A 23925-nucleotide genomic window follows, 5' to 3' on the forward strand; every position below is an offset into this window, starting at 1 on the left:
TGTCTCCTGCTCGGGGGGCGGCCGCGGGCGGCGCCCTCACTCCACTATGACCATCTCCCGGGTGGTGTCGTTGAGCCGGCGACCGCCGTCCTCGGTCACGGTCACGATGTCCTCGATGCGCACCCCGAACCGGCCGGGCAGGTAGATGCCGGGCTCCACGGAGAAGCACATGCCGGGCACGAGGGGCCGCTCCTCGCCCTCGATCATGTACGGCGGCTCGTGCGTGGTGACGCCGATGCCGTGACCGGTGCGGTGGATGAAGTACTCGCCGTACCCGGCGTCCTCGATCACCGCGCGGGCCGCACGGTCCACCTCCTGGCAGGCGACCCCGGGCCGGACCGCGCGGAAGCCCGCCTCCTGGGCGGCGCGCACGACGTCGTGGACCCTGCGCTCCTCGTCGGTGGGCTCGCCCACGTGGACCGTGCGGGTGGTGTCGGAGCCGTAGCCGTCCTTCAGGCCGCCGAAGTCCAGGACGACCATGTCGCCGCGGCGGATGACGCGGTCGCCGACCTCGTGGTGCGGGTTGGCGCCGTTCGGCCCGGAGCCGACGATGGTGAAGTCGACCTGCGAGTGCCCGAACCGTCGCAGCAGGCCGGCCAGGTCGCGGCCCAGGTCCGTCTCGCGGCGCCCGGCGAAGACGGCCTTCCGGATCTCCTCGAACGCCGCGTCGGCGGCGGCCCCCGCGGCGGCCAGCAGCTCCAGTTCGGCGGCGTCCTTGACCGCGCGGAGCATCGGCAGGGCGTCGGTGAGGGAGGCGTAGGAGGTGTCGGGCAGTGCCTTCTGGAGGCCGAGCAGGTGCATCGCCCAGGCGTTGTCGCTGATGCCGAACCGGCCGTCCGGGGCGAGCAGGGGCCGGGTCACCGTGTAGGGGTCCGTGCCGTCGGTCCAGTCGCGCAGTGTCAGGGCGGGTGCGCCGGCCGCCTTCTCCGCGTCCGGGGCCTCCAGGGTGGGCACGACGAGCACCGGGTCCTGGCCGGGGGCCAGCACCAGCAGGGTGAGCCGCTCGGTGGCGGCGGTGGGTGCGTAGCCGGTGAGCCAGACCAGGTCGGGTCCCGGGGCGACCAGCAACCCCGCGAGCCCCGCGTCGGCGGCGGAGCGCGCCGCGCGCTCCATACGGGCCCGGTAGTCGTCGGCGGTGAACTGAGCGGGGGCGCTACCGGACATCCGGGCCTCCTGGGACGCGTACGGGGGCAGGGCGGGGAACCACGGAAGCATCCTGCCCGGACGCGGGGGACGACGCGAGCCGGTTACGGACTCGCGCCCGGCCGGGCGGGTCGTCGCGGAGCCGGACCGACGCCTTCACCGGCCCCTCGCTCCGGCCGGGACGGCCACCGAGGTACGTCGGTGCGCCCCTGGGACACGGCCGGAACGCCATCCTCCGCACCCCCTCGAAGCACACCTCCCCGAATCGCCCCCCGAATCGAACCCCCTCGAATCGCACCCCCTCGAAGCGCACCCCCTCACCACGCGCTCCCCACACCGGAGCCGTCGGCCGTCCGTTCCCCGGTGCTCTCAGGTGACGACGCCGGGGACGACGGTCAACTGCTGGTAGCCGCCGCTGGAGTGGCGCAGGGTGAGGGTGACCGGTGCGCCCGGTCGGGCCCGGGAGACGGCCCGTAGGAGATCGGCGGCCGTGTCGACGCGGCTCGGCCCGAACTGGAGGAGTACGTCGCCGCGGACCAGGCCCGACGTGTAGCCGGGGCCGGGCACATGGACGCCGATGACCAGTGCCCCCGCCTTCTCGGCGTCCACGGCCTCGACGCCGAGCGTCAGGCCGGCCGGTGCCGCCGCGGGGTTCGGGGCCGCCGCGTGCGTGACCGGGGCCGACGGGCTCGGCGGCGGCTGCCGCTCGGCGTCGGCGAGTTTGCCCATGCCGATCACGGTGGCGCCGACGGTGCCGAGTCCGACGCCGGACAGGACCAGCACCGCGCCGGCGAACAGGCCGAACAGCACGGCCCTGATCCGCCGGCCGCGCCGACGGGCGGCGTGCGGGCGCCGGGTGGGGCCCGGCGGCGTGCCGTCGGTCGGCCGTTCCTGAGCGGGCATCGGCTGGGGACGCAACGCTGTCTGTTCCATGGATCGCCTCCGGCAGGTGTCTACCCGGGGGGTGCGGGCACGACGAGCCACGAACGAGTGAGACTGGCCCCGGACCGGCGGCGGGAAGCCATCGGGATCGGGGGTCCGGCGACCGCCGCCGGGGCCGGGCGGCGGCGGGGCCGTCGCCCGGCCCCGAAACGGCGGCCCGAAACGGCGCCCCGGAGCGACGGGCGGGTGCGGCAGCACGAGTGCCATGGCGCGGGGGGCGGCAGCGGCGCGGGGACGGCTCACGCCCGTACCCGGTGGGTGTGCGGGCGTCGGCGCGAGTCGCGTGCGAGCCGGTGGTCGCGGCCCCGCGGTGGCCTGCCTCAGCTGACGGGCAGCGCGGGGGCGGGCGGCCGATCCGGCAGGAATCCGTGGAATCGGCGGGCCAGGTACGCGGACTTGTAGCGGTCGACCCGGCGGTGCCAGTGCAGGATTCCGGCGAGCCAGTTCCGCAGGTCGGCCACGTATCCGTCGAGCGCCCGGCCCGCCTCGTCCGAGAGGTCGAAGTCCTGCCGCAGGACCGGGAGTTCGTTCGCCACCACGTGCTGGAACTGCTCCATGCGCTGGGTCATCAGGTCGTGTACGACGCCCAGTGCCGTCGGGTAGTCGACGCCGAAGAAGTTCTGCACGACGAGGACGGAGTTGTGGATCTCCCCTTCGTACTCGATCTCCTTCTGGTAGGAGAAGACGTCATTGAGCAGGCACGCGTAGTCGACCGCGGCGTTCTCCATCGAGCGCACCGGCCCGCTGCGGTACACCTCGGGCGGGACCGACGGGCCCTGGCCCATCCGGCACAGGCTGAGGGTGAGGTCGGCGCCGAAGGTGGCACGCCGCATCTCCAGGTAGTCGACCGGGTCGGGGATTCGATTCTGCAGTTGGTTGGTCAGCTCCCACAGCCAGCTCTCGGTCATCGTGTCGACGGACGCCTTCATGGAGCGCCGCTGCTCATCGGTCATCCCGGCCGTCGTGCGGGCCCACAGGTCGATCAGACCGCGCTCCAGGCCGTTGCCGGGCGCGGGGACCGGCTCGCCTTCCAGAGGCATGCACGCCGAGAGCCGTGCCGTGGCGGTCCGGGCGGCTGCCAGGTCCCGGCGGTGGCCGAACAGCAGCGGGTAGTAGTCGTCGCCGTAGGTCCCCCAGGAGAGCCATGCGGAGCTGAGGTCGAGGGCCTCGGGCGTGGCGTCCGGATCCAGGCCGGCGGCGCACAGCGCGAGGTCGTAGGCGGTGAGCCGGTCCTCGTCCCAGATGCCCTCCGCCAGCATGCCCATGCGGTGCATCCAGCCGGTGAGCCGCCCTCGGGCGGCGTCCAGGTGGGGGCACAGTTCCACCTGGTAGGGCATGGGGAAGTCAGGCAGCAGGGACGGGCCGACCTTCTGGAACGGCAGGTGGGAATAGGCGCGCAACCGCTCGGCCGCGGCGGCGGAGAGCAGGGCGCCGATGTCCGCCGCCGAGGTGCCCGGACCGGTCAGTCCGTGCCACGGGGAGGCCGAGACGGCGCCCTCGTTCATGTACCGGCTGGAGCGGAGGTGCCATTCGTGACCGCCGGACTGCCAGTCCTGGAGCCCCTTGGTGTACGCCGCCACCGCCGCCACCTGGTCGGGGGTGAGGCCCTTGTCCAGGGCGAGCGCGGGCACCTCGGTGAGCGCGGTGTGCTCGAACTGGTGCAGGCGTGAGGTGAGGATGTCGTTGACCGTGTCGGCGGCCTCCTGGGTGCCGCAGCCGAAGAAGGTCTCCAGGACGAGCACCCCGTTGCTGTTCTCGCCCTCGTCCTCCACCTCCCGCTGGTAGGAGAACAGGTCGTTGCGCAGGTGCACGGCGTCGGAGAAGGTCTCCATGAGCACCCGCAGCGGGCGCGTGCCGGCGGCGACGGCGGGCACCTCGGCGGTCGCGTACTCGACGAGCCCCGCCGACCACGGGGCGCCCCCCACCTTGCGGCGCATCTCGATGTACTCGACGGGGTTGGCGATCCGTCCCTCGTTGATGTTGGACAGTTCCCACAGCGACTCGTTGAGCAGGTGCTCGGTGGCGACGGCGAACCGTGCGCGCCAGTCGGCGGACATCGCCGGCACCGTGCGTGCCCAGAGGTCGGCGAGGCCCGCCTCGACGGGGTTCTCCGGCTCCGGCACGGGGGCCGTCAGGTCGAGCGGCATGAACTGCGGCAACCGGTCGAGGTGGGCCTTGCCCGCGGCGCGGTCCTGGCTGCGCTTGTACTTCTCCAGGAAGTGGTCGTCGAAGAAGAACACCCACACGTACCAGTCGGTGATCAGCGAGAGGGCGGGGCCGTCGCAGTCGGGATGCGTGTACGCGCACAGCAGACCGTAGTCGTGCGCCTCCAGGTCGGCCTGGTCCCAGATCCCGGAGCCCTCCAGCATGCCCATCTCGCGCGCCCACGCGGTCGAGTGGGCACGCGCCTCGTCGACATGCGGGTTGAGCCGCGCGGGATACGGCATGTAGAAGTGCGGGAGAACGAAGGGCTGCGTCATGGCGGGGGCCCTACCCTGGCCCCTCAACCCCCATCCGCACCCCAGCACATGATCACACCATCGCGTGAACCCCGGCCGAACAACCCCCTTTTCCGCGGGGCGAGCGCCTAGCCGCCCCGCAGGTCGCGCCGTGCCGTACCGTCAACCGCCCGCGGCGCCGCTCCGGCCGATCGCACCGTTCTCCGCCCCCCTCGGGGGCCGCCTCTGCCGCGTCGTCCGGGCGGTGCGGGGTTGTTGACGGGGCGAGTCGGGGGCACGGTGGAGAGGTGGCGTCCAAGTCGTTCCAGCAGCCGGTTCCCGATGTCTTCGATCCCCGTCGGTACGCCCTGGGTGTGCCGTACGACGACTACCGGCTGCTGCGCGATCACCACCCGGTGGTCTGGCAGGACGAGCCCGAGGTGCTCGGCTGGCCGGCCGGGCCCGGGTTCTGGGCGGTGACGCGGCACGCGGACGTGGTGCGCGTGCTCAAGGACTCCGCGGCCTTCTCGTCGTACGCGGGAGCGACCCAGATCCGCGATCCCGACCCCGCCGACCTGCCCTTCATCCGGCGCATGATGCTCAACCAGGATCCGCCGCACCATGGCCGGCTGCGCCGCCTGGTCAGCCGGGCCTTCACACCGGCGCGAGTGGACCGGTTCGCGGCGCTGGCCCGGGAGCGGGCCCGTGTCCTTCTCGCCGGCGCGCTGGCCACGGCCCGGGACGGGGACGGCACGGTCGACGTGGTCGGCGCCGTCACCGACGAGTACGCGCTGCTCAACCTGGCCGACCTGCTGGGTGTCCCGCCGGGCGACCGAGGACTGCTGCTGCGCTGGACGCAGCGGGTCATCGGCTACCAGGATCCGGACGAGGCGGGCGAGCAGGCGCGGGACTCGGCGGGCCGGCCGGTCGACCCGCGCTCCCCGGCCCAGCTGCGGGACATGTTCGGGTACGCGCGGCAGTTGGCCGACCACAAGCGGCGTCACCCGGCCGACGACGTGCTGACCACGCTCGCGCTGGACGGCGAACTCGCCGCGGGCGAACTGGAGATGTTCTTCTTCCTGCTCACCGTCGCGGGCAACGACACCGTGCGCGGCGCCGCCCCGGGCGGTCTGCTGGCGCTGGCCGAGCACCCGGGGGCGTACCGGCTGCTGCGCGAGGGGAAGGTCCGGCTCGCCCCGGCCGTCGACGAGCTGCTGCGCTGGCATCCGCCCGTGCTGACCTTCCGCCGGACCGCCGTACGGGACACCGAGCTGGCCGGGCGGGCGCTGCGCGCGGGCGACAAGGTGGTCGTCTTCCACGCGTCGGCCAACCGTGACGGGCGGGTGTTCACCGATCCCGACCGCCTGGACCTCGCCCGTACGCCCAATCCGCACGTCTCCTTCGGGGACGGACCGCACGTCTGTCTGGGCGCCCACTTCGCCCGGCTCCAGCTGCGGCTGCTGTACGAGGAGGTGCTGCGGGCGCTGCCCGGACCGCCGTGCCTCGCCGGACCTCCCGAGCGGCTGGTGTCGAACTTCATCAACGGCATCAAGTCGCTGCCGCTGCAACCGGCCTGACGCCCGGACACCGCCGTACGGCGCCGGGCCGTTTCGTCCCGGCGCCCGGCGGTTTCGTCCCGGCGCCACTCGGTTCCGCTCCGGCATGCGGCGCCTTCCGGGGGCGCCGCCCGAGGGACCGTGTGGTTCAGGCGGTTCGGATCTCCCGCTCCAGTTGGGTGGCGAGCGTCAGGTAGCGGGCCCGGCGGGGCACCGGCACCAGGCCGCGGATCAGCAGGTACCACATCTCGGCGATCCGCCGGGGCAGCCGTCCGACGGGTTCGAGGGAGCGGCCGGCGACACGGGTGCCGACGAAGAAGCTGACCAGGGAGTGGGCGACGGCCTCCACGTCGACGTCCGGGTGCAGGTCCGACTCCTTGACGGCACCCAGGATTCTTCGGGTGGCCAGCTCCAGCCACTCGGTGAAGGGGTGTCTGAGCGGTGCCCGCACGGCGATGTCCGCGGTGGCCAGGCGGAGTCCGGCCCGGGGGATGGGGCCCTCCACGGCGAGCCGGGCGATGCCGAACGTGGTCCGCATCAGGGACTCCAGCGAGGAGCAGCCGCGGCGGTCGACCTCGGCCGCCAACTGCCGCACGGTTCTGGACTGGAGTTCCATGATGGCGTGCGCCAGGTCCTCCTTGGCGGCGAAGTGGAAGTACAGCGCCCCCTTGGTGACCCGGGCGTGCTCGACGATGTCGCTCAGGCTGGTCGACTCGTAGCCGCGACGGTCGAACAGGTCGGCCGCGGCCGTGAGGATCGTGGCGCGGGTCTGCTCGGCGCGTAACTGCCTCGCCATCTGCTGGACACTCCTTGACGGACCGGAAAAGAACGGGACGTGCCGTTTGTTTTTTACCCCCCGCACACGATAACTCACCGTGCGACAGCGGTCGGTCGGCGTACGGACCGGGTGACCGGCCCGGACGGCGGTCCGGTTGCCGGCGGCCCCGACCGCCCTCCTGCCTCCGCAAACGGACGATGTCGAGGCACGGCTCCCCCTCGGGTCCCGTCCGGCTTCCGGAGGCTCCGGCGGACAGTGGTGCGCCACACCGGAGATCGCCACGATAGAAGGCGGACGGTCGGTTCTCAATGGGAAGTCGGCCGCTCCGGTAATCGGACGGGTGGTCGGTGCGCCCGCGCATCGACGGCCGCCCTGAGCCGTGGTGGCCGGCCGCTCACGGTCATCACCGCCGCAGCGACCCGGACGGCCGCCGGACCGCGGGTGACTTCGCCCCCACCGCCGTGCGCCGGTTCCGCAAACCGGCACCCTGATTCATACCGGTCGACCGGTATGAGCGACGGCGTCGACGGGTACACCTGACCGGGTCGGTGCCGCGGACCGGCCGGTCACTCGGCGCCGGGCGTGGAACTCAATCGGGCTCCCATGAGTTTCTACGGTGCTGTAGACGTGATCGAGTGCGCATACGAGGAGTTCGCATGGCTCTGTGGGACCGCATCAAGGAGTCGGCATCGACGATGCAGACCCAGCTGGTGGCGAAGAAGAACGACCTGAAAAGCGGCGCGTTCCGGGACGCGAGCATGGCGATGTGCGCGCTCGTCGCCGCCGCCGACGGGACCATCGACCCGAGCGAGCGGCAGCGGGTCGCCCAGCTGATCGCCACCAACGAGGTGCTGCAGAACTTCCCGGCGGACGACCTGCGGCGCCGTTTCGAGGAGAACCTGAACAAGCTGACGGCCGACTTCGACTTCGGCAAGGTCAGCGTGCTCCAGGAGATCGCCAAGGCGAAGAAGAAGCCCGCCGAGGCCCGCGCCGTGATCCAGATCGGCATCGTCATCGGCGGCGCCGACGGCGACTTCGACAAGACCGAGCAGGCCGTGGTGCGGGAGGCGTGCTTCACGCTGGACCTCCCGCCGCACGAGTTCGACCTCTGACGACCCGTATCCGGCGCTGTGGCCGCGGCAGGCGCCGGGTCGATGCCGACATCGGCGCCGGTGCCGGTGCCGTCGGCGGAGCTTCGCCGCCGGCACCGGTCCGCGGCCTCGGCCGACCCGCGCGTCGAGCAGTCACCGCCTCCGCGGTGGTGCGTCCGCCTGTTGCGGTCGGTGCCCGAGCCGGCGCACGGTCGCACCGGCACCGGCACCGGTTCGCTCGCGGTCGGGATGTCGGTCGTCGCCCATGTCCCCGGTCAGGGGGCGGCCTCGGTCAGGGGGCGGCCTCGGTCAGGGGGCGGCCTCGGTCAGGGGGCGGCCTCGGTCAGGGGGCGGCCTCGGTCAGGGGGCGGCCTCGGCGTCAAGCTGGAGCACGGCCGGGGCCAGTGCCTCCGGGGGACGGCGGGCTCGGTGGCCGCGTCGGCCAGCCGCACGTTCCTGGTGCGCCCGGCGGCGCTCCATGCGCCGCCGGGGTGCCGGTGCGTGTCCAGGCCGCGCCCGTCCCGTGTGACGCGGATCTCCCCGGGGTCGGCCGACCCGCCCCAGGGGCCGGGAAGCAGCCCCCGAGACCGGCGGCCGTAGCCCCGGTCCCCCGAGACCGGCGGCCGTAGCCCCGGGGCCCGGGGACAGGACGGACTCCGGCGGCCCGAACCCCGGGGTCGGAGGAGACGACCCCGGGGTTCGGGAACACGCGTGTCGCGCCGTCCGGACTCGATTCCGGGGCGGGGTCTCAGCCGAGGCCGACGGACTTCAGCCAGGTCCTGGCGACGTCCAGCGGGTCCTTGTTGTCCGACTGCACCTGGGTGTCGAGGTCCAGCAGGGTCGCCGTGTCGAGCTTGGCGGAGACCGCGTTGAGCGCGTCGACGCCGTCCTTGGAGAGCGCGCTCTTGTAGACCAGCGGCTGGACGTTGGCGAACCCGAAGAGGTTCTCCGTGTCCTGGAGGACGACGAACTTCTCCTTGGTGATGGTCGGGTCCGTGGTGAAGATGTCGGCGGCCTGCACGGTGTCCTTCGTCAGCGCCGCCTGGGTGAGCGGGCCGCCCGCGTCGAGCGCCTTGAAGGACTTGAACTCGATGCCGTACACCGACTTCAGTCCCTCAAGGCCCTGGTGCCGGGTCTGGAATTCCGGCGAACCGCCGATGACCAGGTCCTTCGCGACGCTCTTGAGGTCGGCGATGGAGGATTTGCCGGTCAGGCCGTACTTCTTCGCGGTGGCCGCGTTGACGGTGACCGAGTCCTTGTCCTGGGCCGGGGCCGGCTCCAGGAGCGTCAGCTTGGGATCGAGTTTGGCCTCGATGGCCGACGTGGTCTCCTCGGTGCTCTTCGGCGTGGCCTTCGAATCGAGGTAGGCGAGCAGGGCACCGTTGTACTCGGGCAGGACCGAGATCGAACCGTTCTTGAGCAGGCCGTACGTAGTTTCACGGCTGCCGATGTTCGGTTTGTAGGTGACCTTGATTCCTTTGGCCTTCAGAGCTTCGCCGTAGACGTCGGCTATCAGGATGCTCTCGGCAAAGTTGTTGGAGCCGACGACGACCGAGTCGCCGCTCGCCTTCGCACCGCCCTTGAGCGGGTCGCCGGACGTGTCATCGGAGGAGGAACAGCCCGCCAGCAGGGCCGTTGCAGCGGCGAGTGCGACGGCCGCCGCACCTCGGTGTTTCCGGGTGATCCTGCTGGTGTGGGTGTGGGAAGTCACGATTCCTGTTCCGGACTCAAGTGGTGGGATTGATGGGTGGACAACTTCATGGGACAACTCCACACGATCCAATCCAGACGGTTCTCGCCCAGTCAAGTGCCACCGGATCACCGATTGGATTCGATCTGCGTTCGGCTGTGCGCGGAGAGCGGTCCGTTTGTAATGGATTCTTGATGAAGGGCAACTGATCAGCGCTTCAAGGAGCCTGTAGTCTCACCGCAGTTGACAGAGGGCACAGCGGTGCACGGACTCCGCTTGGGCGTCGTTGCGCGACATGTCCGGGGCGGGAAGCCCCGCACCGGGGCGATGAGGCCCCGTTCACCGGGGTGAGGACGCCCCGCGGAGACATCCCCCACGAAGGAGGACCGGTGTCCACGTACGAGGTGGACGCGCCCGCCCGGCACGCCCCGCCGCCGCGGAACGGGATCAGAGGCTTCGCCGACCGCTGGTCCTTCCGGCGCAAACTCAACCTGCTCGTCGGGGTACCGCTCGCCGTGGTCGCCGTACTCCTGTCGTACCTGATCACCGACCTGGTCCAGCAGTCGAACACGGCGCGCTCCGCGGCGCGGCTGGTGCGGGACAGCGCGCAGGTCGCCCGGCTGGTGGACCGGGTGGAGGCCGAGCACCAGCAGGCGATCCTGCTGTCGGTGCGCTACGAGTCCGGGGACAGCAGTCCCTCCACCGCCGCCTACCTCGCCGCCCAGCAGGCCGTGGACGGCCAGGTGCGGACGGTGCTCGACGCCTTCGGCGACCGGCTGCCGCAGAGCGAGGCGCAGGCGCTGCGTGAGGTGCAGGGCCTGTCCAGCCTGCGGGACTCGGTCGAGACGGCCTATCTGCCGGCCGACAACATCGACCCGGCCTACACCAACGCGGCCGAGGGCCTCATCGACGGCCTCGGTCTGGACCGCGACACCTCCCTCTCCGCCACCTTCACCGGCAACCTGCTGGACTCCCTGCTGCGCGCGGACGCCGCCCACGCCGCCTTCGAGACCAGTGTGTTCTCGGCCACCACCGGAGACACCAACGCGCAGATCGAGTTCACCAACGCGGTCGGCTCCTACGAGCAGTACCGGCAGCAGGCCGACCGGTTCGGCCGGTTCGCCACCGAGGCGCAGGCGGCGGAACTGGCCGGGATGGAACACACCTCGGCGCAGCGTGCCATCGCCGAGTCGTTCGCCGAGTTGCAGATCGACGTCGGCAGGCTGCAATCGGACAGCCGGCAGGAACTCCGGCGAGCGGTCCACGACGCGCTGGCCGACTATTCCCACTACCCGGACCAGGCCGCCGCCCGGCTGAAGATCGCCACCTCGCTGATCGGCCAGATCGCCGAGCGGGCCGACGACGCCTCCGGTACGGCCCAGTGGCGCGCCATCGTGCTGCTGGGCGGCACCGCGATCGGCTTCGCCCTCTGGTTCACCCTCTCCGTACTGGTCCGCCGCTCGGTGATCCGCCCGGTGCAGGCGCTGACCGAGGCGGCGCAGGAGGTCGCCGAGGTCGCCGGCCGGGAACTCGCCCGGGTGGCCGACGACGACACCGAAGACGACGGTCCGCCCCGGCTGCGGGACATGCCCGTCACCGCCCGCGACGAGATCGGTGACCTGGCCGGGGCCTTCAACCACGTACAGACGACCGCCGCGGCGCTGCTGGAGCGACAGGTGCTCAGCCGCCGCAACACCGCCGAGATGTTCGGCAACGTCGGCCGCCGCGTCAGCAATCTGACCACCCGCCAGTTGGCGCTGATCGACGCGGTGGAGCGCGGCGAGACCGACCCGGCCGTGCTGGAACGCCTCTACTCCATCGACCACATCGCGGTGCGCCTGCGCCGCAACGCCGACAGCCTGATGCTGCTGGCCGGTATCCGGGAGACGGTGCTGGACTCGGGTCCCACGCCGCTGACCAACGTGGTGCGGGCCGCGCTCGGCCAGATCGAGGCGTATCAGCGGGTACGGCTGTACACCGCCTCGGACGCCATGGTCGAGCCGGACATCATCGGCGACCTCACCCTCATGGTGGCCGAACTCCTGGAGAACGCGGTGTCCTTCTCGCCGGAGGGCAGCCCCGTAGAGGTGACCGTGCGCCGCGGCCCGGAGGGCGCGCACGTCGTCGTCACCGACCACGGCCTCGGCATGAGCGCGGAGCGGCTCGCCGAGGAGAACGCGCGGCTGGTCCGCCGCGAGCGCCTCGACCTCGTGCCGACCAAGGTGCTGGGCCTGTTCGTGGTCGGCACGCTGGCCCGGCGCTGGGAGATCGGGGTCGAGCTGACCCGTACGCCGGGCGGCGGTGTGACGGCCGAGGTGTCGCTGCCGAGCACGCTGCTGCTCAGCATGAGCCCGGTGTCGCCCGACGCCTCGGCGGCGGGCGGCGGCGCGGCAGCGGGCGGCAGCGCGGCCCGCCCGCCGGCTTCCGACGGGGTGGCCGCCCGTCCCGCCGAGCCCGGTGGCCGGGGCGACCGGGGGGCCGGCGCCGTACCGGGCGGGCCCGCGAGCGCCGGTCCGCGCCCGGCCGTGGTCGCCACCGGAGCACGGCGGCCACCCGCCGCCGGATCGCCGCATCCATCCGCCACCGGATCGTCCGCGTCGTCATCGTCCGCGTCGTCATCGTCCGCGTCGTCACGTCCGCGCGCAGAGGGCAGCGCCGCCTCCGGGCCGACGCCCGCGCATCCGGGCGGCGGGGACGGCGCGCACACCTCCGCCGGCCCCGGCGAACCGCACGGTCCGCTCCCCCGCCGGCTGCCCCGGCGCGAACCACCGCGGGGCGCCGACCGCGCCGCCGGGGCGAGCACGGAGAATACGGCCGTGACCCCCGGCACCTGGGCCGCGGCCCCCGAGCAGCGCCCGCTGATCCCCCGTGCCCGCACCGAGATGCCGCCGACCGCCGCCCGTCCCCAGGACGGCTCCACCGCCACCCGCCCGCTGCGCCGGCGGGTCCGCGGGGCCACCCTCGGCACCACCGCGGGTGCCGGGCAGGCCGTACCGCAGGCGGTGCGCCCCCGGGACGCGGCGGCCGAGCGGGAGGCCCTTGAGGAGTTCGAGGCGGCGGTGGCGCGTGCCCGGCTCGACAGCGACACCGGCAGCCTTGAGCGCCCCGGCACGGATGCCGGGCGCGCGGATCCGCCGCACGACCAGAACCACCATCCGGAAGGAGCCGAGCAGTGAGCACGCCGACCGGTGACGCCCCGACGGGCGGCACCACGCCGACCGACCTGCGGGCCGCCGCAGCCGACTTCACCTGGCTGCTGAACCGTTTCGCTACCGAGACCGCGGGGGTGGTCGACGCGATCGCCGTCTCCTCCGACGGCCTGCTCATCGCCGTGTCGGAGCTGCGTGAGCGCGCGCAATGCGAACGGCTGGCCGCGATCGTCTCCGGCATCACCAGCCTGGCCGCCGGCGCCTCCGGCAACTACGGCCTGGGCGATCTCAACAAGGTCATCATCGATCTGGAGGGCGGTCATGTGATCGTCTCCGCGATCGGCAGCGGCGCCGTGCTCGGCGTGGTCACCGACAAGGAGGCCAAGCTGGGCAACGTCGCCTACGAGATGACGCTGTTCGCCAACCGGGCCGGGGCCGCGCTCAGCCCCCAGCTGGTGCTCGAACTGAAGAACAGCGTCGGCGCCGCGCCGGCCGGCTGACCGGCCGCCCGCGAAGACCGACAGAGAGGGCGTGGGAACCCATGGCGGACGGCGCCTCGTCTTCGGGGTACCCGGGGCCCGAGCCGGTCGGCCCGGCGCCCGCCGTACGGCCGTTCCTGGTCACCGCCGGCCGGGTGGCGGACACCGCCTCCGGCCGGACGATGCCCGTCGAGACCCAGGTGGTGGCCACCGCCGCGGGCCTGGACGCGCTCGACCGGCTCTCCTTCGAGCAGCACGACATCGTCGCCGCCTGCCGGCTGCCGCAGTCGCTGGCGGAGCTGGCGGCCCGGCTGCACCTCCACCTCAACGTGGTCCGGGTGCTGGCCGAGGACCTGCGCGACGCCGGCCGGCTGACGGTGTACGTGCCCGACTTCGAAAGCACTCATGACGCATCCGTCCTGCGCAGGGTTATCGATGGCCTGCGGGCCATCCCCGACTCCCGAGGGGTACTCCGTGACACCGACTGAACCACTGGTCCACGGCTCTGCCGCGCACGCGGCCGTCCGACCGCCCCTGCCGGTGAAGATGGTCGTCGCGGGTGGTTTCGGCGTGGGCAAGACGACGGCCGTCGGCGCCATCTCCGAGATCGAGCCGCTGACCACCGAGGCCGCGATCACCGAGGTGGCGGCGGGCGTCGACGACCTCACGCACACCCCGGGCAAGACGACGACCACGGTGGCGATGGACTTCGGCTGCGTCACCATCGACCCGACGCTCAAGCTGTACCTGTTCGGCACGCCCGGACAGGACCGGTTCGGGTTCATGTGGGACGACATCGTGGAGGGCGCGGTCGGCGGGCTGGTCATCGTCGACACCCGGCGCCTGGACGACTGCTACGCGGCCGTCGACTACTTCGAGCACAAGGGCATCCCGTTCGCCGTGGCGGTCAACGCCTTCGACGGCCGGGTGGAGCACACCCTGGACGAGGTCCGCTGGGCGCTGGACGTCACCGAGGGCGTTCCGCTGGTGGTCTTCGACGCCCGGGAGCGCGGCTCGGTGCGGGACGCGCTGCTCGTCGTGCTTGAGCTGGCGCTGGCCCGCACCGGAGGCTGACCCCGGCCGCGCCCGCCCTCAGCCGCGTCTGCGCACGCCGGGCGACACCGTGATCCGGGCCACCGCCCAGAACACCGCGAGTGTCGCCAGCGCCATGACGGCCACCAGTGTGGCGCCGCCCACGACCTTCTCGTAGTTGTACTGGTAGAGGCCGTCGATGATGTAGCGGCCGACGCCGCCGAAGCTGACGTAGGCGGCGATGGTGGCGGTGGAGACGATCTGGATGGCCGCCGAGCGCAGACCGCTGAGGATCAGCGGGAGCGCGACGGGCACCTCGACCTGGAACAGGATCCGCGACTCCGGCATGCCCATGCCCCGGGCGGCGTCCACCGGGGACGGGTCGACGGAGCGCACCGCCTCGTACGTCGTCACCAGGATCGGCGGGATGGCGAGCACGACCAGCGGGATCATCACCGGGAGCAGGCCGAAGCCGAGCAGCACGAACATCAGCACCAGCAGGCCGAAGCTGGGCAGCGCGCGGGCGGCGGTGGCGATGGACGCGAGGATGTTGCCGCCGCGTCCGGTGTGTCCGGTGAGCAGGCCGAGCGGCAGGCCGATGGCGGCGGCGACGGCGAGGGCCAGCAGCGAGTACTGGATGTGCTGGAACACCCGGGTGGGGATGCCGTCGTAGCCGTGCCAGTGGGCGCCGTCGCTGAAGAAGGCGTTGATGAAGTGGATTACGTTCACCGGACTGCGTCCTCCAGGGCGACCGCGGTCGCGTCGGGCCGGGTCTTGGTGGCGGCCTCGGCGGCGCGGGCCTTGCGGGTGCCGCGCGGCATCCACGGCGTCAGGAGCAGACGTACGCCGATCAGCACCGCGTCCGCGAGGACGGCGAGCACGGCCGTGCCGACGACGGACATCCACACCAGGCGGGGTTCGTGGTAGATCATGCCGTCGTTGAGCAGGTTGCCGAGTCCGCCCTGGTTGCCGATCAGCATGCCGACGCTGACCAGGGAGATGCTGGACACCGTGGCCACCCGCAGCCCGGCCATGATCGCGGGCACCGCGATCGGCAACTGGACCTGGAAGTACCGGCGCACCGGCCCGAGGCCCATGGCGGTGGCCGCGTCGAGGGTCTCCTGCGGCACCGAGCGGACCCCGTCCACGATCGCCGGGACGAACACCACCAGGCTGTAGACGGCCAGCGGGATCATCACGGTGATCTCGCTCTGGCCCGTGTAGTCGATGAGGACGACGAAGAAGGCGAGCGACGGGATCGCGTACAGCACGGTGGTCACGCCCAGCACCGGCGGGTAGAGCCGTCGGAAGCGTACGCACAGCTGGGCGATCGGCAGCGCGATGAGCAGCCCGGCCACGACCGGCAGCAGCGCCTCGCGCAGATGCAGCCCGACCAGGCCGAAGTAGCTGTGCTGGAGGTCACTGGGGATGTCGAAGAAGCCGCTCATCCGCCGACCCTCACCTCACTGCGTCCGCTCCTGTGCGCGGCGCGGATCGCCTCGCTGACGACCTGCTGCGACACGACACCGACGACGCGTCCGTCGGCGTCCACGCCCGTGGCCCAGCCGGTCGGCGACAGCACGGCGCCGTCGAGGGCGGCGCGCAGCGAGTCGGTGCCGGGCACGAACGGCCGCCCGTACGCCAGCAGCCGCTCCCGGTCGATCTGCCCCGGGGTGAGGTCACCGGGCGCGCTCCAGCCGAGCGGCTTGCCGTCGAGGTCCGTGACCAGCAGGTACGGCACGTCGTCGGCGGCGCGGGCGGCGATCAGCGCGGCGTCGGCGTCGATCGCGACGACCGGCGAGGTACGCAGTTCCAGGTCGCCGGAGGAGAAGAACGAGAGCCTGCGGATGCCCCGGTCGGCGCCGAGGAAGTCCTCGACGAAGGCGTCCGCGGGCGCGCTGAGCAGTTCGGCGGGCGGGGCGAACTGGGCCAGTCTGCCGCCGGTGCGCATCACGGCGACCATCGTGCCCAGCTTGATGGCCTCGTCGATGTCGTGGGTGACGAAGACGATCGTCTTGCCCAGCTCCTCCTGGATGCGCAGCAGCTCGTCCTGGAGCCCCTTGCGCACCACGGGGTCGACGGCCGAGAACGGCTCGTCCATCAGCAGCACCGGCGGGTCGGCGGCGAGGGCGCGGGCGACGCCGACGCGCTGCTGCTGGCCGCCGGACAGCTGGTAGGGGTACCGCTTGGCGAGCGAGGCGTCGAGCCCCACGCGTGCCATCAGCTCCGCGGCCCGCGTCCGGGCCTTCTGCTTGCTCCAGCCGAGCAGCCGGGGCACCGTCGCGATGTTGTCGACGATGGTGCGGTGCTGGAAGAGGCCCGCGTTCTGGATGACGTACCCCATCGACCGACGCAGTGTGGTGACCGGCTGCTCCTGGATGTCGACGTCGTCAAGGAGGATGCGTCCCTCGGAGGGGTCCACCATGCGGTTGATCATCCGCAGGGTGGTCGTCTTGCCGCAGCCGGAGGGCCCGACGAACACGGTGATCGAGCGGTCCGGTATCTCCAGCGACAGCCGGTCGACCGCCACGGTGCCATCGGGGTATCGCTTGGTGACTGAATCTATCCGTATCAAAGCGCCGAATACCCTTCGGGTTTGGCAGAAACTGGCCATTTTCGGCCACGGTCGTCGGTGCGCAGCCCGTTGCGTGGAGAGTTTAGACTGCGACTGTTTCAGTACTTTGGCGGGCGACGGCCCGGCACCAGGTCGTGACCGGACCGTGCCCGCAGGTCCGGGCCGTGGCCGGAAGCGAGCGTTCGACGCCCCGCCCGTGCGATGCCCGGCCCTTCCGGCGCCACCGGGCACTTCATCGACCACACCGTCTCTCGACCACGACCGCCGCGGGACGACATCTTGACGCAACCTACTCTTGACGCAACCTACCAGGTAGGTCACCTTCATCGATTGACCACGGAGATCGCGTCAGGCCGCCGCCCCACGGCGACCCGCGGGTCCGGCATCGCGGCACCCTCGGCGGCTCCCTGCCGTACGCCGACCCCGCCGCCGATCCGCCGGTGGCCCTGCGCTCCGGCGCCCCGCCCGCCGAGGCGGCCGCGCACGCCGCGGAGGGTACGTCGGCGGGCAGCGACTTCCTCGCGGACCGGGAGTACCGCGAGCACCTGGCCCGGATCCGGACGCGCCGCGCCCCGGAGGGCCGCACGGACCGAGCCTTGCCGGTCGCCGCCACGACGCGGGGGCGAGCGAGGTTGCGGCGGCGCCCCCGGGGCGGGTGTCATGTTTCGGCGTGCCGGAACCGGTCCAGTGTTCCCGAAAGGAGCCAGGACACGTGACACCCAGGGAAACCTCCCCCGAAGCGTTCTTCGCGGTCGCCCGCACCCGCGCCGACCGCCCCGCGCCGAACCGGCCCGGGAGGACGCCGCCGCCCGCATCCGCCCGCGGCCGAGGCACCGTTCATCGTGCCGGACGGCGGCGCACAGGCGCTTCTTCGACCCTGCCGACCCGGCCGACGTGGATCGGACCGCTCGTCGCGCACCGCCACGCCGCCGACTGCGCGACGGTCACGGACGGCGGACTCCCATGAGAATCCGGGCGGCGGTCCTGCGCGACCCGGCCGAGCCCTTCGCCGTCGAGGACGTCGACCTGCACGAACCCGGACCCGGTGAGGCGCTGGTCCGGGTGGTCGGGGCCGGCATGTGCCACACCGACGTCACCGTGCGCCGGAGGCCGCACCTGCCGATGCCGATGATCTTCGGCCATGAGGGCTCCGGCGTGGTCGAGGCGGTCGGCCCCGGGGTGACCCGGGTCAGGCTGGGCGATCACGTGGTCATGAGCTTCGACTCGTGCGGCTGGTGCGCCCAGTGCCACACCGGCGCACCGGCGTACTGCGCTCAGTTCATGGCCCGCAACGTGTCCGGTGCGCGGGTGGACGGTTCCAGCGGGGCCACCGACCTGACCGGGGCGCCGGTCGCCGCCCGCTGGTTCGGACAGTCCTCCTTCGCCACGCACGCCGTGGCCACCGAACGCAACCTGGTCGTGGTCGACCCCGCGCTCCCGCTCGACCTGCTCGGCCCGCTCGGCTGCGGCCTGCAGACCGGTGCGGGCGCCGTCCTCAACTCCCTGTCCGTACGGCCCGGTGACCGCGTCGCCGTGTTCGGCACCGGAGCCGTGGGCCTCGCGGCGGTGATGGCCGCCAAGGTCGCGGGGGCCGCCGACATCGTCGCGGTGGACCTGCATCCCGGCCGCCGCGCACTCGCCGCGGAACTCGGCGCCACCCGCGTACTGGACGGCGCCGACCCGGAGCTGGCCGGCGCGGTCGGACCGGTCGACCACTCCTTCGACACCACCGCGGTGGCCTCCGTGATGACCACGGCCGTGGCCGTCCTGCGACCGGGCGGATGCTGCGCCCTGGTCGGCGCGGGCGGCGACGAACTCACCCTGCGGCCGTCGGCCCTGGCGGGCCGCAGCCTCCGGTTCGTGATCGAGGGCGACGCGGTGCCGCAGCGGTTCGTGCCCCGGCTGATCGACCTGTGGCGGCAGGGCCGCTTCCCGTTCGAGCGGCTGATCCGCACCTACCCGCTCGACGACATCGCCACGGCCGAACGCGAATCCGCCGACGGCACCACCGTCAAACCCGTCCTCCTGCCGCACCATCCGTGAGGGAAGAAAGCCATGCACCAGATGACCATCGGCGGCAAACCGGTACCCGTCGCGGGCACGTTCGACGTGACCGACCCCGCCACCGGCGAACCCTTCGCCCAGGCCCCCGACTGCACACCCGACCAGCTCGATCACGCCATGAACACGGCCGCCGAGGCGTTCCGGACCTGGCGGCGCGACGACCGCACCCGCCGCGAGGCGCTGCGCGGGGCCGCCGACGCGCTGGAGGCCGCCATCGGCCGGCTCGCTCCCCTCCTCACCGCCGAACAGGGCAAACCCCTCAAGGACGCCCGCTCCGAGATCGCGGGCGCCGTCGTCTGGCTGCGCTACTACGCGGACCTCGAACTGCCCCGTGAAATCGTCCAGGACGACGCCCGTGGCCACGCCGAGATCGTCCGGCGCCCGCTCGGTGTCGTGGCCGCCATCACGCCGTGGAACTTCCCCGTCACCCTGGCCATGTGGAAGATCGCGCCCGCGCTGCGGGCGGGCAACACCGTGGTGGTCAAGCCCTCCCCCTACACGCCGCTGACCACACTCGCCCTCGGGGAACTCCTCCAGGAGGTGCTGCCGCCCGGCGTACTGAACGTGATCAGTGGACGCGACCCGCTCGGCGCCCTGATGACCACTCATCCGGTGCCCCGGAAGATCAGCTTCACCGGCTCGACCGCGACCGGCCGCCGCGTCGCCGCCGCTGCCGCCGACGACCTCAAGCGCGTCACCCTGGAACTCGGCGGCAACGACCCGGCCATCGTCCTCGACGACGCCGACCCGGAGCAGATCGCCGACCGCCTGTTCTGGGCGGCGTTCCGCAACAACGGCCAGGTCTGCCTGGCCGTCAAACGGGTCTACGCACCCGAACACCTCCACGCCGACCTGGTCGAGGCACTCGCCGCACGGGCCAGGTCCGTCCGGGTGGACGCGGGCACCGCCGAAGGCGCCCAGCTCGGCCCGCTCAACAACCGCCCCCAGTTCGACCGGGTGACCGACCTGGTGGCCGACGCCCTGCGCCAGGGCGCGCTGGCCGCCGCCGGCGGCGCACCCCTCGACCGGCCCGGCTACTTCTACCAGCCCACCGTCCTCACCGGCCTCACCGACGGGACACGCATCGTGGACGAGGAACAGTTCGGTCCCGCGCTGCCCGTGATCGCCTACCGGGACCTGGCCGACGCCGTGGAACGGGCCAACGCCTCCCCCTACGGACTGACCGCGTCCGTCTGGTCACCCGACCTGGACCGCGCCGGCCAGGTCGCGGCCGAACTGGAGGCGGGCCAGGTCTCGGTCAACGTCCACGGCCTCGGCGTCCGCCCCGACCTGCCCTTCGGCGGCCACAAATGGAGCGGCCTCGGCGTCGAGAACGGCCCCTGGGGCCTCTACGGCTTCACCGACCTCCAGGTCCTCACCCGCCCCGCGCAGCCCTGAGCGCCCCCGCACAACTCCGCATTCGGCTGCGGTCGTTCAGGGGGCCGTCAGGTCGCACGTGAGTCATGTCACGACCGGGGCGAAGGCCGCTGCCGATCCGCGCCCAGGGATGATGGTGTCGGGGAATTCCGATCACGGAGGACTTGATGAGCGTCACAGACGCCTACCTCGGCGCGGCGGAACAGGCGGTACTACTGCTGGAGGCCCCGGAAGTGGCCGCGTCGTGGGCGCGGCCCAGCGCACTGGCCGAGCTGACGGTCGGCGGCCTGGCCGGTCACCTCGCCTATCAGCTCCTCAGTGTCGGCTCCGCCCTGCAAGGCTGGGCCGACTCCGCCCCGCAGGAGTCTTCGCCGCAAGAGGCGCCGATCGACCTGCTCGACCATTACGGCCGAGCCGCCTGGCTCGACGCACCGCTCGACGGCGAGGTCAACGCGGGAATTCGGGCCAAGGGTGAAGACCTCGCGGCCCAGGGGGCGTCGTCTCTGACGGGGCTCGCCCGCACCTCGTTGGCAAAGCAGCGGACCAGCCTCGCGGCATGTCCGGGCGACCGGGCCGTGTTCATGCCGCAGACGGGGTGGTCCTTGCGTCTCGACGATTTCCTGGTCACCCGGATGATGGAGATCGCCGTCCACAGGGACGATCTCGCCGTCAGCGTGGGACGGACCGTCCCGCCGCTCCCGGACGCCGCCTTCGACCCGGTGCTGGTGCTGCTGGCCCGGCTCGCCGCCCGACGGCACGGCCAGGCCGCGTTGCTGAGGGCGTTGACCCGGGCGGAACGAGCGCCCGCGGCGATCAACGCGATCTGACGGGGCGCGGACGGGGAGGGACGGCCCGGCCGAGGGATGGCTCGTGACGGGCCGCTGCCCCGTCCCGGCCGCACGCTCACCCCCGAGAACGTGCTGCGCGGCCTTCGCCACCACCGGGCGGTCCGGGGGTCCGAAGCGGAGGGCGATGTCGGGCGAGGTGCGGTGTGGTGCGGTCGGGTGGCCGCCGTTCCCGTGTTCGGCCGGTCACCGGTGCCCGGATTCAAGTGCCGCCTCGTAGACCCTCTCGTACCTCTCCGCCATCAGGTCACTGCTGAAGGCGTCGGTGGCTGCCTTTCGGCAGTGGTCGGCGTCCAGTTGTGCGGCGAGACGAATGGCGTTCGGCAGGTCCGCGGCCGCGTCGCGGACGATGCCCGTCAGTCCGTCGGTGACGACCTCCCTCACCGAGCCCCGGTCGAGGGCCACCACGGGCGTGCCCGAGGCCATGGCCTCGATCATCACCATGCCGAACGGTTCGTCCCAGGCGATCGGGAACAGCAGGCAGGACGCGTCGGCCAGCAGCGCCTTCTTCCGCTCGCCGCCCACCTCGCCCAGCCACTCCACGTCCTTGTCCAGCCGCGGCCGGATCTCCGACTCGAAGTACTCGATCTCGGCGGGTTCGCCGCACTTGGCCGCGATCCGGATGGCCACGCCGGCCGCGCGCGCGGCGTCGATCGCCGTGTGCATTCCTTTGTGCGGCATGCACTGCCCGAGGAAGAGGACCCAGTCCGCCTTGCGCCGCTGGAAGCGGAAGCCGGCCGGATCGACGCCGTTGTGCACCGTCGCGCACCAGTTCAACTCCGGGGCGCTGGCGCGCTGCGCCTCGGAAATGGCCACCAGCCGCACTGTGTCGCCGAGCAGACGGAAGTACTCCCCGTAGTCCCCCGTCACGGGCTCGTGCAAGGTCACGACCGTGGGCACGGCCCGGCCGGCCGCGAGCAGCGGCCCCACCAGGCTGTGGTCATGGACGACGTCGACGTCCAGGGAATCGAGAATCCGCCGGACCGAGGCCGCATGACGGACTTCCGGCATCGGCTCACCGAGCCGCCGCCACTGCGGAGTGTCGTACGTGCGGACGTGGTGCGCCTTGGTGCCGTTCTCACCGCTCGACACCAGGGTGACGTGATGGCCCCGGTCGACGAGCGAGTCCACGAGATACGAGCACATGTACTCGATCCCGCCGTATCCCCTGGGCGGAAGCTCGAACCACGGCGGGGCGATCATCGCGATGCGAAGACGTCGGGACACTGCACTCCCCATATCCGGTATCCGGTCGATCCGTTGTCCGAGCAGGACTCGGTGCCCTGCGGTGACTCGTCGCGTACGGCCATGGCCACCGTGCGGAGCCGCCTACGTGAGCGCGTCCAGGACGGCATCCGCCGCGGCGTCGATCTCCGGGACGACCGCCCGCAGCGACTCGATGATCTTTTTCGGCCAGCTCTCTTCGTTCAGTACGCGTTCCGCCCCGCGCCGTCGTACGGATCTCTGTTCGCTTTCGGTCAGCCCGAGCACTCGGTCAATCACCCGGGCGAGATCCGAAGGATCGTCCGGGACGTGCAGGAAGCCGTCGACGCCCTGGTCGATCTGCTCGGTGAAACCGCCGGAATCCGCCGCGATCAGAAGGGCTCCGGTCTCCCTGGCGAGGAGCCTCGCCTCCATGGGGATCATCCCCCATGGTTCGTCCCGCGCCGACAGGGTGAGGGCTCTGGTTCGCTCCCATTGCAGGAGAGCCGCCATCAGTTCGCGGTCGAAGGAGGTGATGAGAGTGGCGTCGACCTGGAGGCGCTCCGCCAGGTGCCGCAGCTCAGGCAGGTCAGGATCGCTCATGACGACCGGATGCGCCGAGCCGCGGATCTCGGCGGCGGCTCGGATCAGCATGTCGTGACGCTTGTAGGGCACGCCGCGGCCGAAGGTCACGAGCAGGTCCCGGTCGACCGGGACACCATGCCGGGTGAGCAGCCCGGTCAGTTCGGCACGCGACCGCTGCCGGTACCAGTGATCGGTGGTGTCGACGCCGTTTCCGGTGGGCACGAAGGTTTCCGCGCGCGCACCGTACTCCCTGATCAGGTGGTCGGACATGTGTCTGCTGATGGCGCCGAGCCGTACGCGCGGCGTCACCTTCGCCCAGTGCACCGGCAGCGACTCCGCCATCAGACGGTCGGGATTCGGCAGCGGCATCTCATGCGCGTAGGCCGTCGCGTGGGACACGTAGACCGCGGTGAGATCGACCCCGGCGGCCTCGCACTGGAGCGAGGCGTGGAGGGGTGCGAAAGCGAAGACGGGCTCATGGCAGTAGGCGACCAACTGGTCGTGTCGGGCGGCGAGGTCGATCAGCCGGCCGGCCAGGGCCGCCGACGCGATCTGCCAGTTCCGCGGTTCGCCGAGTCCCGCGTCTCCCCAGATCGAATCGGCGGCCAGTCCCGTGGTCCCGCTGGGCACGACGGAGAACGTCCCTCCGGTCTCCGCGACCAGTTCCCGGTGGCGCGCGAACGACTTCTCGTCATAGTGCGGATGCGTCGGCAGATACGCGATCTCGATGAAGTGCGGGACGAGGTCCACTCCGTGGTGGCGGAGTTCCCGCTGCACCCTCGGCAGGGCCGCCACCTGCCCGCGTATCGCGGTCCCGACGCCGCCGACGAAGATCTGCATGCCCTCGAACGCGGCGTGGACGACTCCCACCCTCAGCCGTCCGCGCGGGTCTTTCGATTCTGTCCGCCGCGGCCCCGCATGCCCTGAAAAGCTCACCGCTCCCCCCCCAGAAGTATTGGCTCTCGAAGTCGTCAGTGC

Annotated in this window: 20 protein-coding genes; 9 read left to right on the plus strand and 11 right to left on the minus strand. The window is 72.1% G+C overall.

Translation table 11 applies throughout. The features are described from left to right. Window positions 1-36 precede the first annotated feature (36 nt). The 3 genes from ACFC09_RS02325 to cyc2 all read right to left on the minus strand — a co-directional run bounded on the left by ACFC09_RS02325 (window position 37) and on the right by cyc2 (window position 4565). Window positions 37-1164 carry an aminopeptidase P family protein gene (locus ACFC09_RS02325; RefSeq protein WP_376522984.1) on the minus strand — a complete coding sequence of 376 codons (1128 nt, stop codon included), beginning with the start codon at window positions 1162-1164 and terminating at the stop codon, window positions 37-39. Between the two features lie 348 nt (window positions 1165-1512). Next, on the minus strand, window positions 1513-2076 hold the full coding sequence (locus ACFC09_RS02330) for a PDZ domain-containing protein (protein ID WP_376522987.1): 564 nt from the start codon (window positions 2074-2076) through the stop codon (window positions 1513-1515). A 329-nt stretch (window positions 2077-2405) separates the two neighbouring features. Further along, window positions 2406-4565: a germacradienol/geosmin synthase Cyc2 gene (cyc2, locus tag ACFC09_RS02335; protein ID WP_376522989.1), complete on the minus strand. Its 2160-nt coding sequence runs from the start codon at window positions 4563-4565 to the stop codon at window positions 2406-2408. Between the two features lie 266 nt (window positions 4566-4831). Here cyc2 and ACFC09_RS02340 point away from each other — a divergent pair, with 266 nt between their 5' ends. Next, window positions 4832-6100 carry a cytochrome P450 gene (locus ACFC09_RS02340; RefSeq protein ID WP_376522991.1) on the plus strand — a complete coding sequence of 423 codons (1269 nt, stop codon included), beginning with the start codon at window positions 4832-4834 and terminating at the stop codon, window positions 6098-6100. Between the two features lie 127 nt (window positions 6101-6227). Here the strand turns inward: ACFC09_RS02340 and ACFC09_RS02345 are convergent, their stop codons facing one another. Continuing rightward, a complete protein-coding gene (locus ACFC09_RS02345; RefSeq protein WP_376522994.1) occupies window positions 6228-6875 on the minus strand; it encodes a ScbR family autoregulator-binding transcription factor in 648 nt (215 codons plus the stop codon). A 638-nt stretch (window positions 6876-7513) separates the two neighbouring features. Here ACFC09_RS02345 and ACFC09_RS02350 point away from each other — a divergent pair. Beyond that, window positions 7514-7969: a tellurite resistance TerB family protein gene (locus tag ACFC09_RS02350; RefSeq protein ID WP_376522996.1), complete on the plus strand. Its 456-nt coding sequence runs from the start codon at window positions 7514-7516 to the stop codon at window positions 7967-7969. Window positions 7970-8696: 727 nt separating this feature from the next. Here the strand turns inward: ACFC09_RS02350 and ACFC09_RS02355 are convergent. After that, window positions 8697-9659: an ABC transporter substrate-binding protein gene (locus tag ACFC09_RS02355; RefSeq protein WP_376522999.1), complete on the minus strand. Its 963-nt coding sequence runs from the start codon at window positions 9657-9659 to the stop codon at window positions 8697-8699. Window positions 9660-10027: 368 nt separating this feature from the next. Here ACFC09_RS02355 and ACFC09_RS02360 point away from each other — a divergent pair, with 368 nt between their 5' ends. From ACFC09_RS02360 to ACFC09_RS02375, 4 genes are read left to right on the plus strand one after another with little or no spacing between them, the layout of a single operon-like run. Beyond that, window positions 10028-12814, plus strand: a complete 2787-nt coding sequence (locus ACFC09_RS02360) for an ATP-binding protein (RefSeq protein ID WP_376523000.1) — start codon at window positions 10028-10030, stop codon at window positions 12812-12814. Beyond that, a complete protein-coding gene (locus ACFC09_RS02365) occupies window positions 12811-13287 on the plus strand; it encodes a roadblock/LC7 domain-containing protein (RefSeq protein WP_376523001.1) in 477 nt (158 codons plus the stop codon). The genes ACFC09_RS02360 and ACFC09_RS02365 overlap by 4 nt, the downstream gene beginning before the upstream one ends. Before the next feature lie 41 nt (window positions 13288-13328). Then, window positions 13329-13754 (plus strand): DUF742 domain-containing protein, encoded by a 426-nt coding sequence (locus ACFC09_RS02370; RefSeq protein ID WP_376523004.1) that lies wholly within the window; start codon window positions 13329-13331, stop codon window positions 13752-13754. Then, window positions 13741-14340: an ATP/GTP-binding protein gene (locus ACFC09_RS02375; RefSeq protein ID WP_376523007.1), complete on the plus strand. Its 600-nt coding sequence runs from the start codon at window positions 13741-13743 to the stop codon at window positions 14338-14340. The genes ACFC09_RS02370 and ACFC09_RS02375 overlap by 14 nt, the downstream gene beginning before the upstream one ends. Window positions 14341-14358: 18 nt before the next feature. On the opposite strand, the gene ACFC09_RS02380 is transcribed toward ACFC09_RS02375, so the two are convergent. The 4 genes from ACFC09_RS02380 to ACFC09_RS02395 form a co-directional block, all read right to left on the minus strand. After that, on the minus strand, window positions 14359-15027 hold the full coding sequence (locus ACFC09_RS02380) for an ABC transporter permease (protein WP_376523009.1): 669 nt from the start codon (window positions 15025-15027) through the stop codon (window positions 14359-14361). Next, window positions 15024-15746: an ABC transporter permease gene (locus ACFC09_RS02385; RefSeq protein WP_376523012.1), complete on the minus strand. Its 723-nt coding sequence runs from the start codon at window positions 15744-15746 to the stop codon at window positions 15024-15026. The genes ACFC09_RS02380 and ACFC09_RS02385 overlap by 4 nt, the downstream gene beginning before the upstream one ends. Continuing rightward, entirely contained in the window at window positions 15743-16873 is a 1131-nt protein-coding gene (locus tag ACFC09_RS02390) for an ABC transporter ATP-binding protein (RefSeq protein WP_376523016.1), read from the minus strand. The genes ACFC09_RS02385 and ACFC09_RS02390 overlap by 4 nt, the downstream gene beginning before the upstream one ends. 323 nt (window positions 16874-17196) lie before the next feature. Then, window positions 17197-17358 (minus strand): hypothetical protein, encoded by a 162-nt coding sequence (locus ACFC09_RS02395; RefSeq protein ID WP_376523018.1) that lies wholly within the window; start codon window positions 17356-17358, stop codon window positions 17197-17199. Window positions 17359-17836: 478 nt separating this feature from the next. On the opposite strand from ACFC09_RS02395, the gene ACFC09_RS02400 reads away from it, so the two are divergent. From ACFC09_RS02400 to ACFC09_RS02410, 3 genes are all read left to right on the plus strand, one after another. Continuing rightward, window positions 17837-18916, plus strand: a complete 1080-nt coding sequence (locus ACFC09_RS02400; protein WP_376523021.1) for an NAD(P)-dependent alcohol dehydrogenase — start codon at window positions 17837-17839, stop codon at window positions 18914-18916. A 12-nt stretch (window positions 18917-18928) separates the two neighbouring features. Continuing rightward, entirely contained in the window at window positions 18929-20335 is a 1407-nt protein-coding gene (locus ACFC09_RS02405) for an aldehyde dehydrogenase family protein (RefSeq protein ID WP_376523022.1), read from the plus strand. A 146-nt stretch (window positions 20336-20481) separates the two neighbouring features. Next, window positions 20482-21141 (plus strand): maleylpyruvate isomerase N-terminal domain-containing protein, encoded by a 660-nt coding sequence (locus ACFC09_RS02410; RefSeq protein ID WP_376523025.1) that lies wholly within the window; start codon window positions 20482-20484, stop codon window positions 21139-21141. A gap of 204 nt (window positions 21142-21345) precedes the next feature. Here ACFC09_RS02410 and ACFC09_RS02415 read toward each other — a convergent pair whose 3' ends face one another. After that, on the minus strand, window positions 21346-22386 hold the full coding sequence (locus ACFC09_RS02415; RefSeq protein WP_376523027.1) for a glycosyltransferase family 4 protein: 1041 nt from the start codon (window positions 22384-22386) through the stop codon (window positions 21346-21348). Between the two features lie 102 nt (window positions 22387-22488). Continuing rightward, window positions 22489-23817, minus strand: coding sequence for a glycosyltransferase family 4 protein (locus ACFC09_RS02420; RefSeq protein ID WP_376523029.1), 1329 nt, complete (start codon window positions 23815-23817; stop codon window positions 22489-22491). Between the last annotated feature and the right edge of the window lie 108 nt (window positions 23818-23925).

Origin of the sequence: Streptomyces sp. NPDC056161 (genome assembly GCF_042268025.1) — a bacterium.
Lineage (GTDB): Bacteria > Actinomycetota > Actinomycetes > Streptomycetales > Streptomycetaceae > Streptomyces.

Excerpts from the sequence above, each read along its gene's own strand:
- ACFC09_RS02325 (WP_376522984.1), bottom strand. The coding sequence starts at position 1,164 with ATGTCCGGTAGCGCCCCCGCTCAGTTCACCGCCGACGACTACCGGGCC.
- ACFC09_RS02330 (WP_376522987.1), bottom strand. The coding sequence starts at position 2,076 with ATGGAACAGACAGCGTTGCGTCCCCAGCCGATGCCCGCTCAGGAACGG.
- cyc2 (WP_376522989.1), bottom strand. The coding sequence starts at position 4,565 with ATGACGCAGCCCTTCGTTCTCCCGCACTTCTACATGCCGTATCCCGCG.
- ACFC09_RS02345 (WP_376522994.1), bottom strand. The coding sequence starts at position 6,875 with ATGGCGAGGCAGTTACGCGCCGAGCAGACCCGCGCCACGATCCTCACG.
- ACFC09_RS02350 (WP_376522996.1), top strand. The coding sequence starts at position 7,514 with ATGGCTCTGTGGGACCGCATCAAGGAGTCGGCATCGACGATGCAGACC.
- ACFC09_RS02370 (WP_376523004.1), top strand. The coding sequence starts at position 13,329 with ATGGCGGACGGCGCCTCGTCTTCGGGGTACCCGGGGCCCGAGCCGGTC.
- ACFC09_RS02385 (WP_376523012.1), bottom strand. The coding sequence starts at position 15,746 with ATGAGCGGCTTCTTCGACATCCCCAGTGACCTCCAGCACAGCTACTTC.
- ACFC09_RS02400 (WP_376523021.1), top strand. The coding sequence starts at position 17,837 with ATGAGAATCCGGGCGGCGGTCCTGCGCGACCCGGCCGAGCCCTTCGCC.
- ACFC09_RS02405 (WP_376523022.1), top strand. The coding sequence starts at position 18,929 with ATGCACCAGATGACCATCGGCGGCAAACCGGTACCCGTCGCGGGCACG.
- ACFC09_RS02410 (WP_376523025.1), top strand. The coding sequence starts at position 20,482 with ATGAGCGTCACAGACGCCTACCTCGGCGCGGCGGAACAGGCGGTACTA.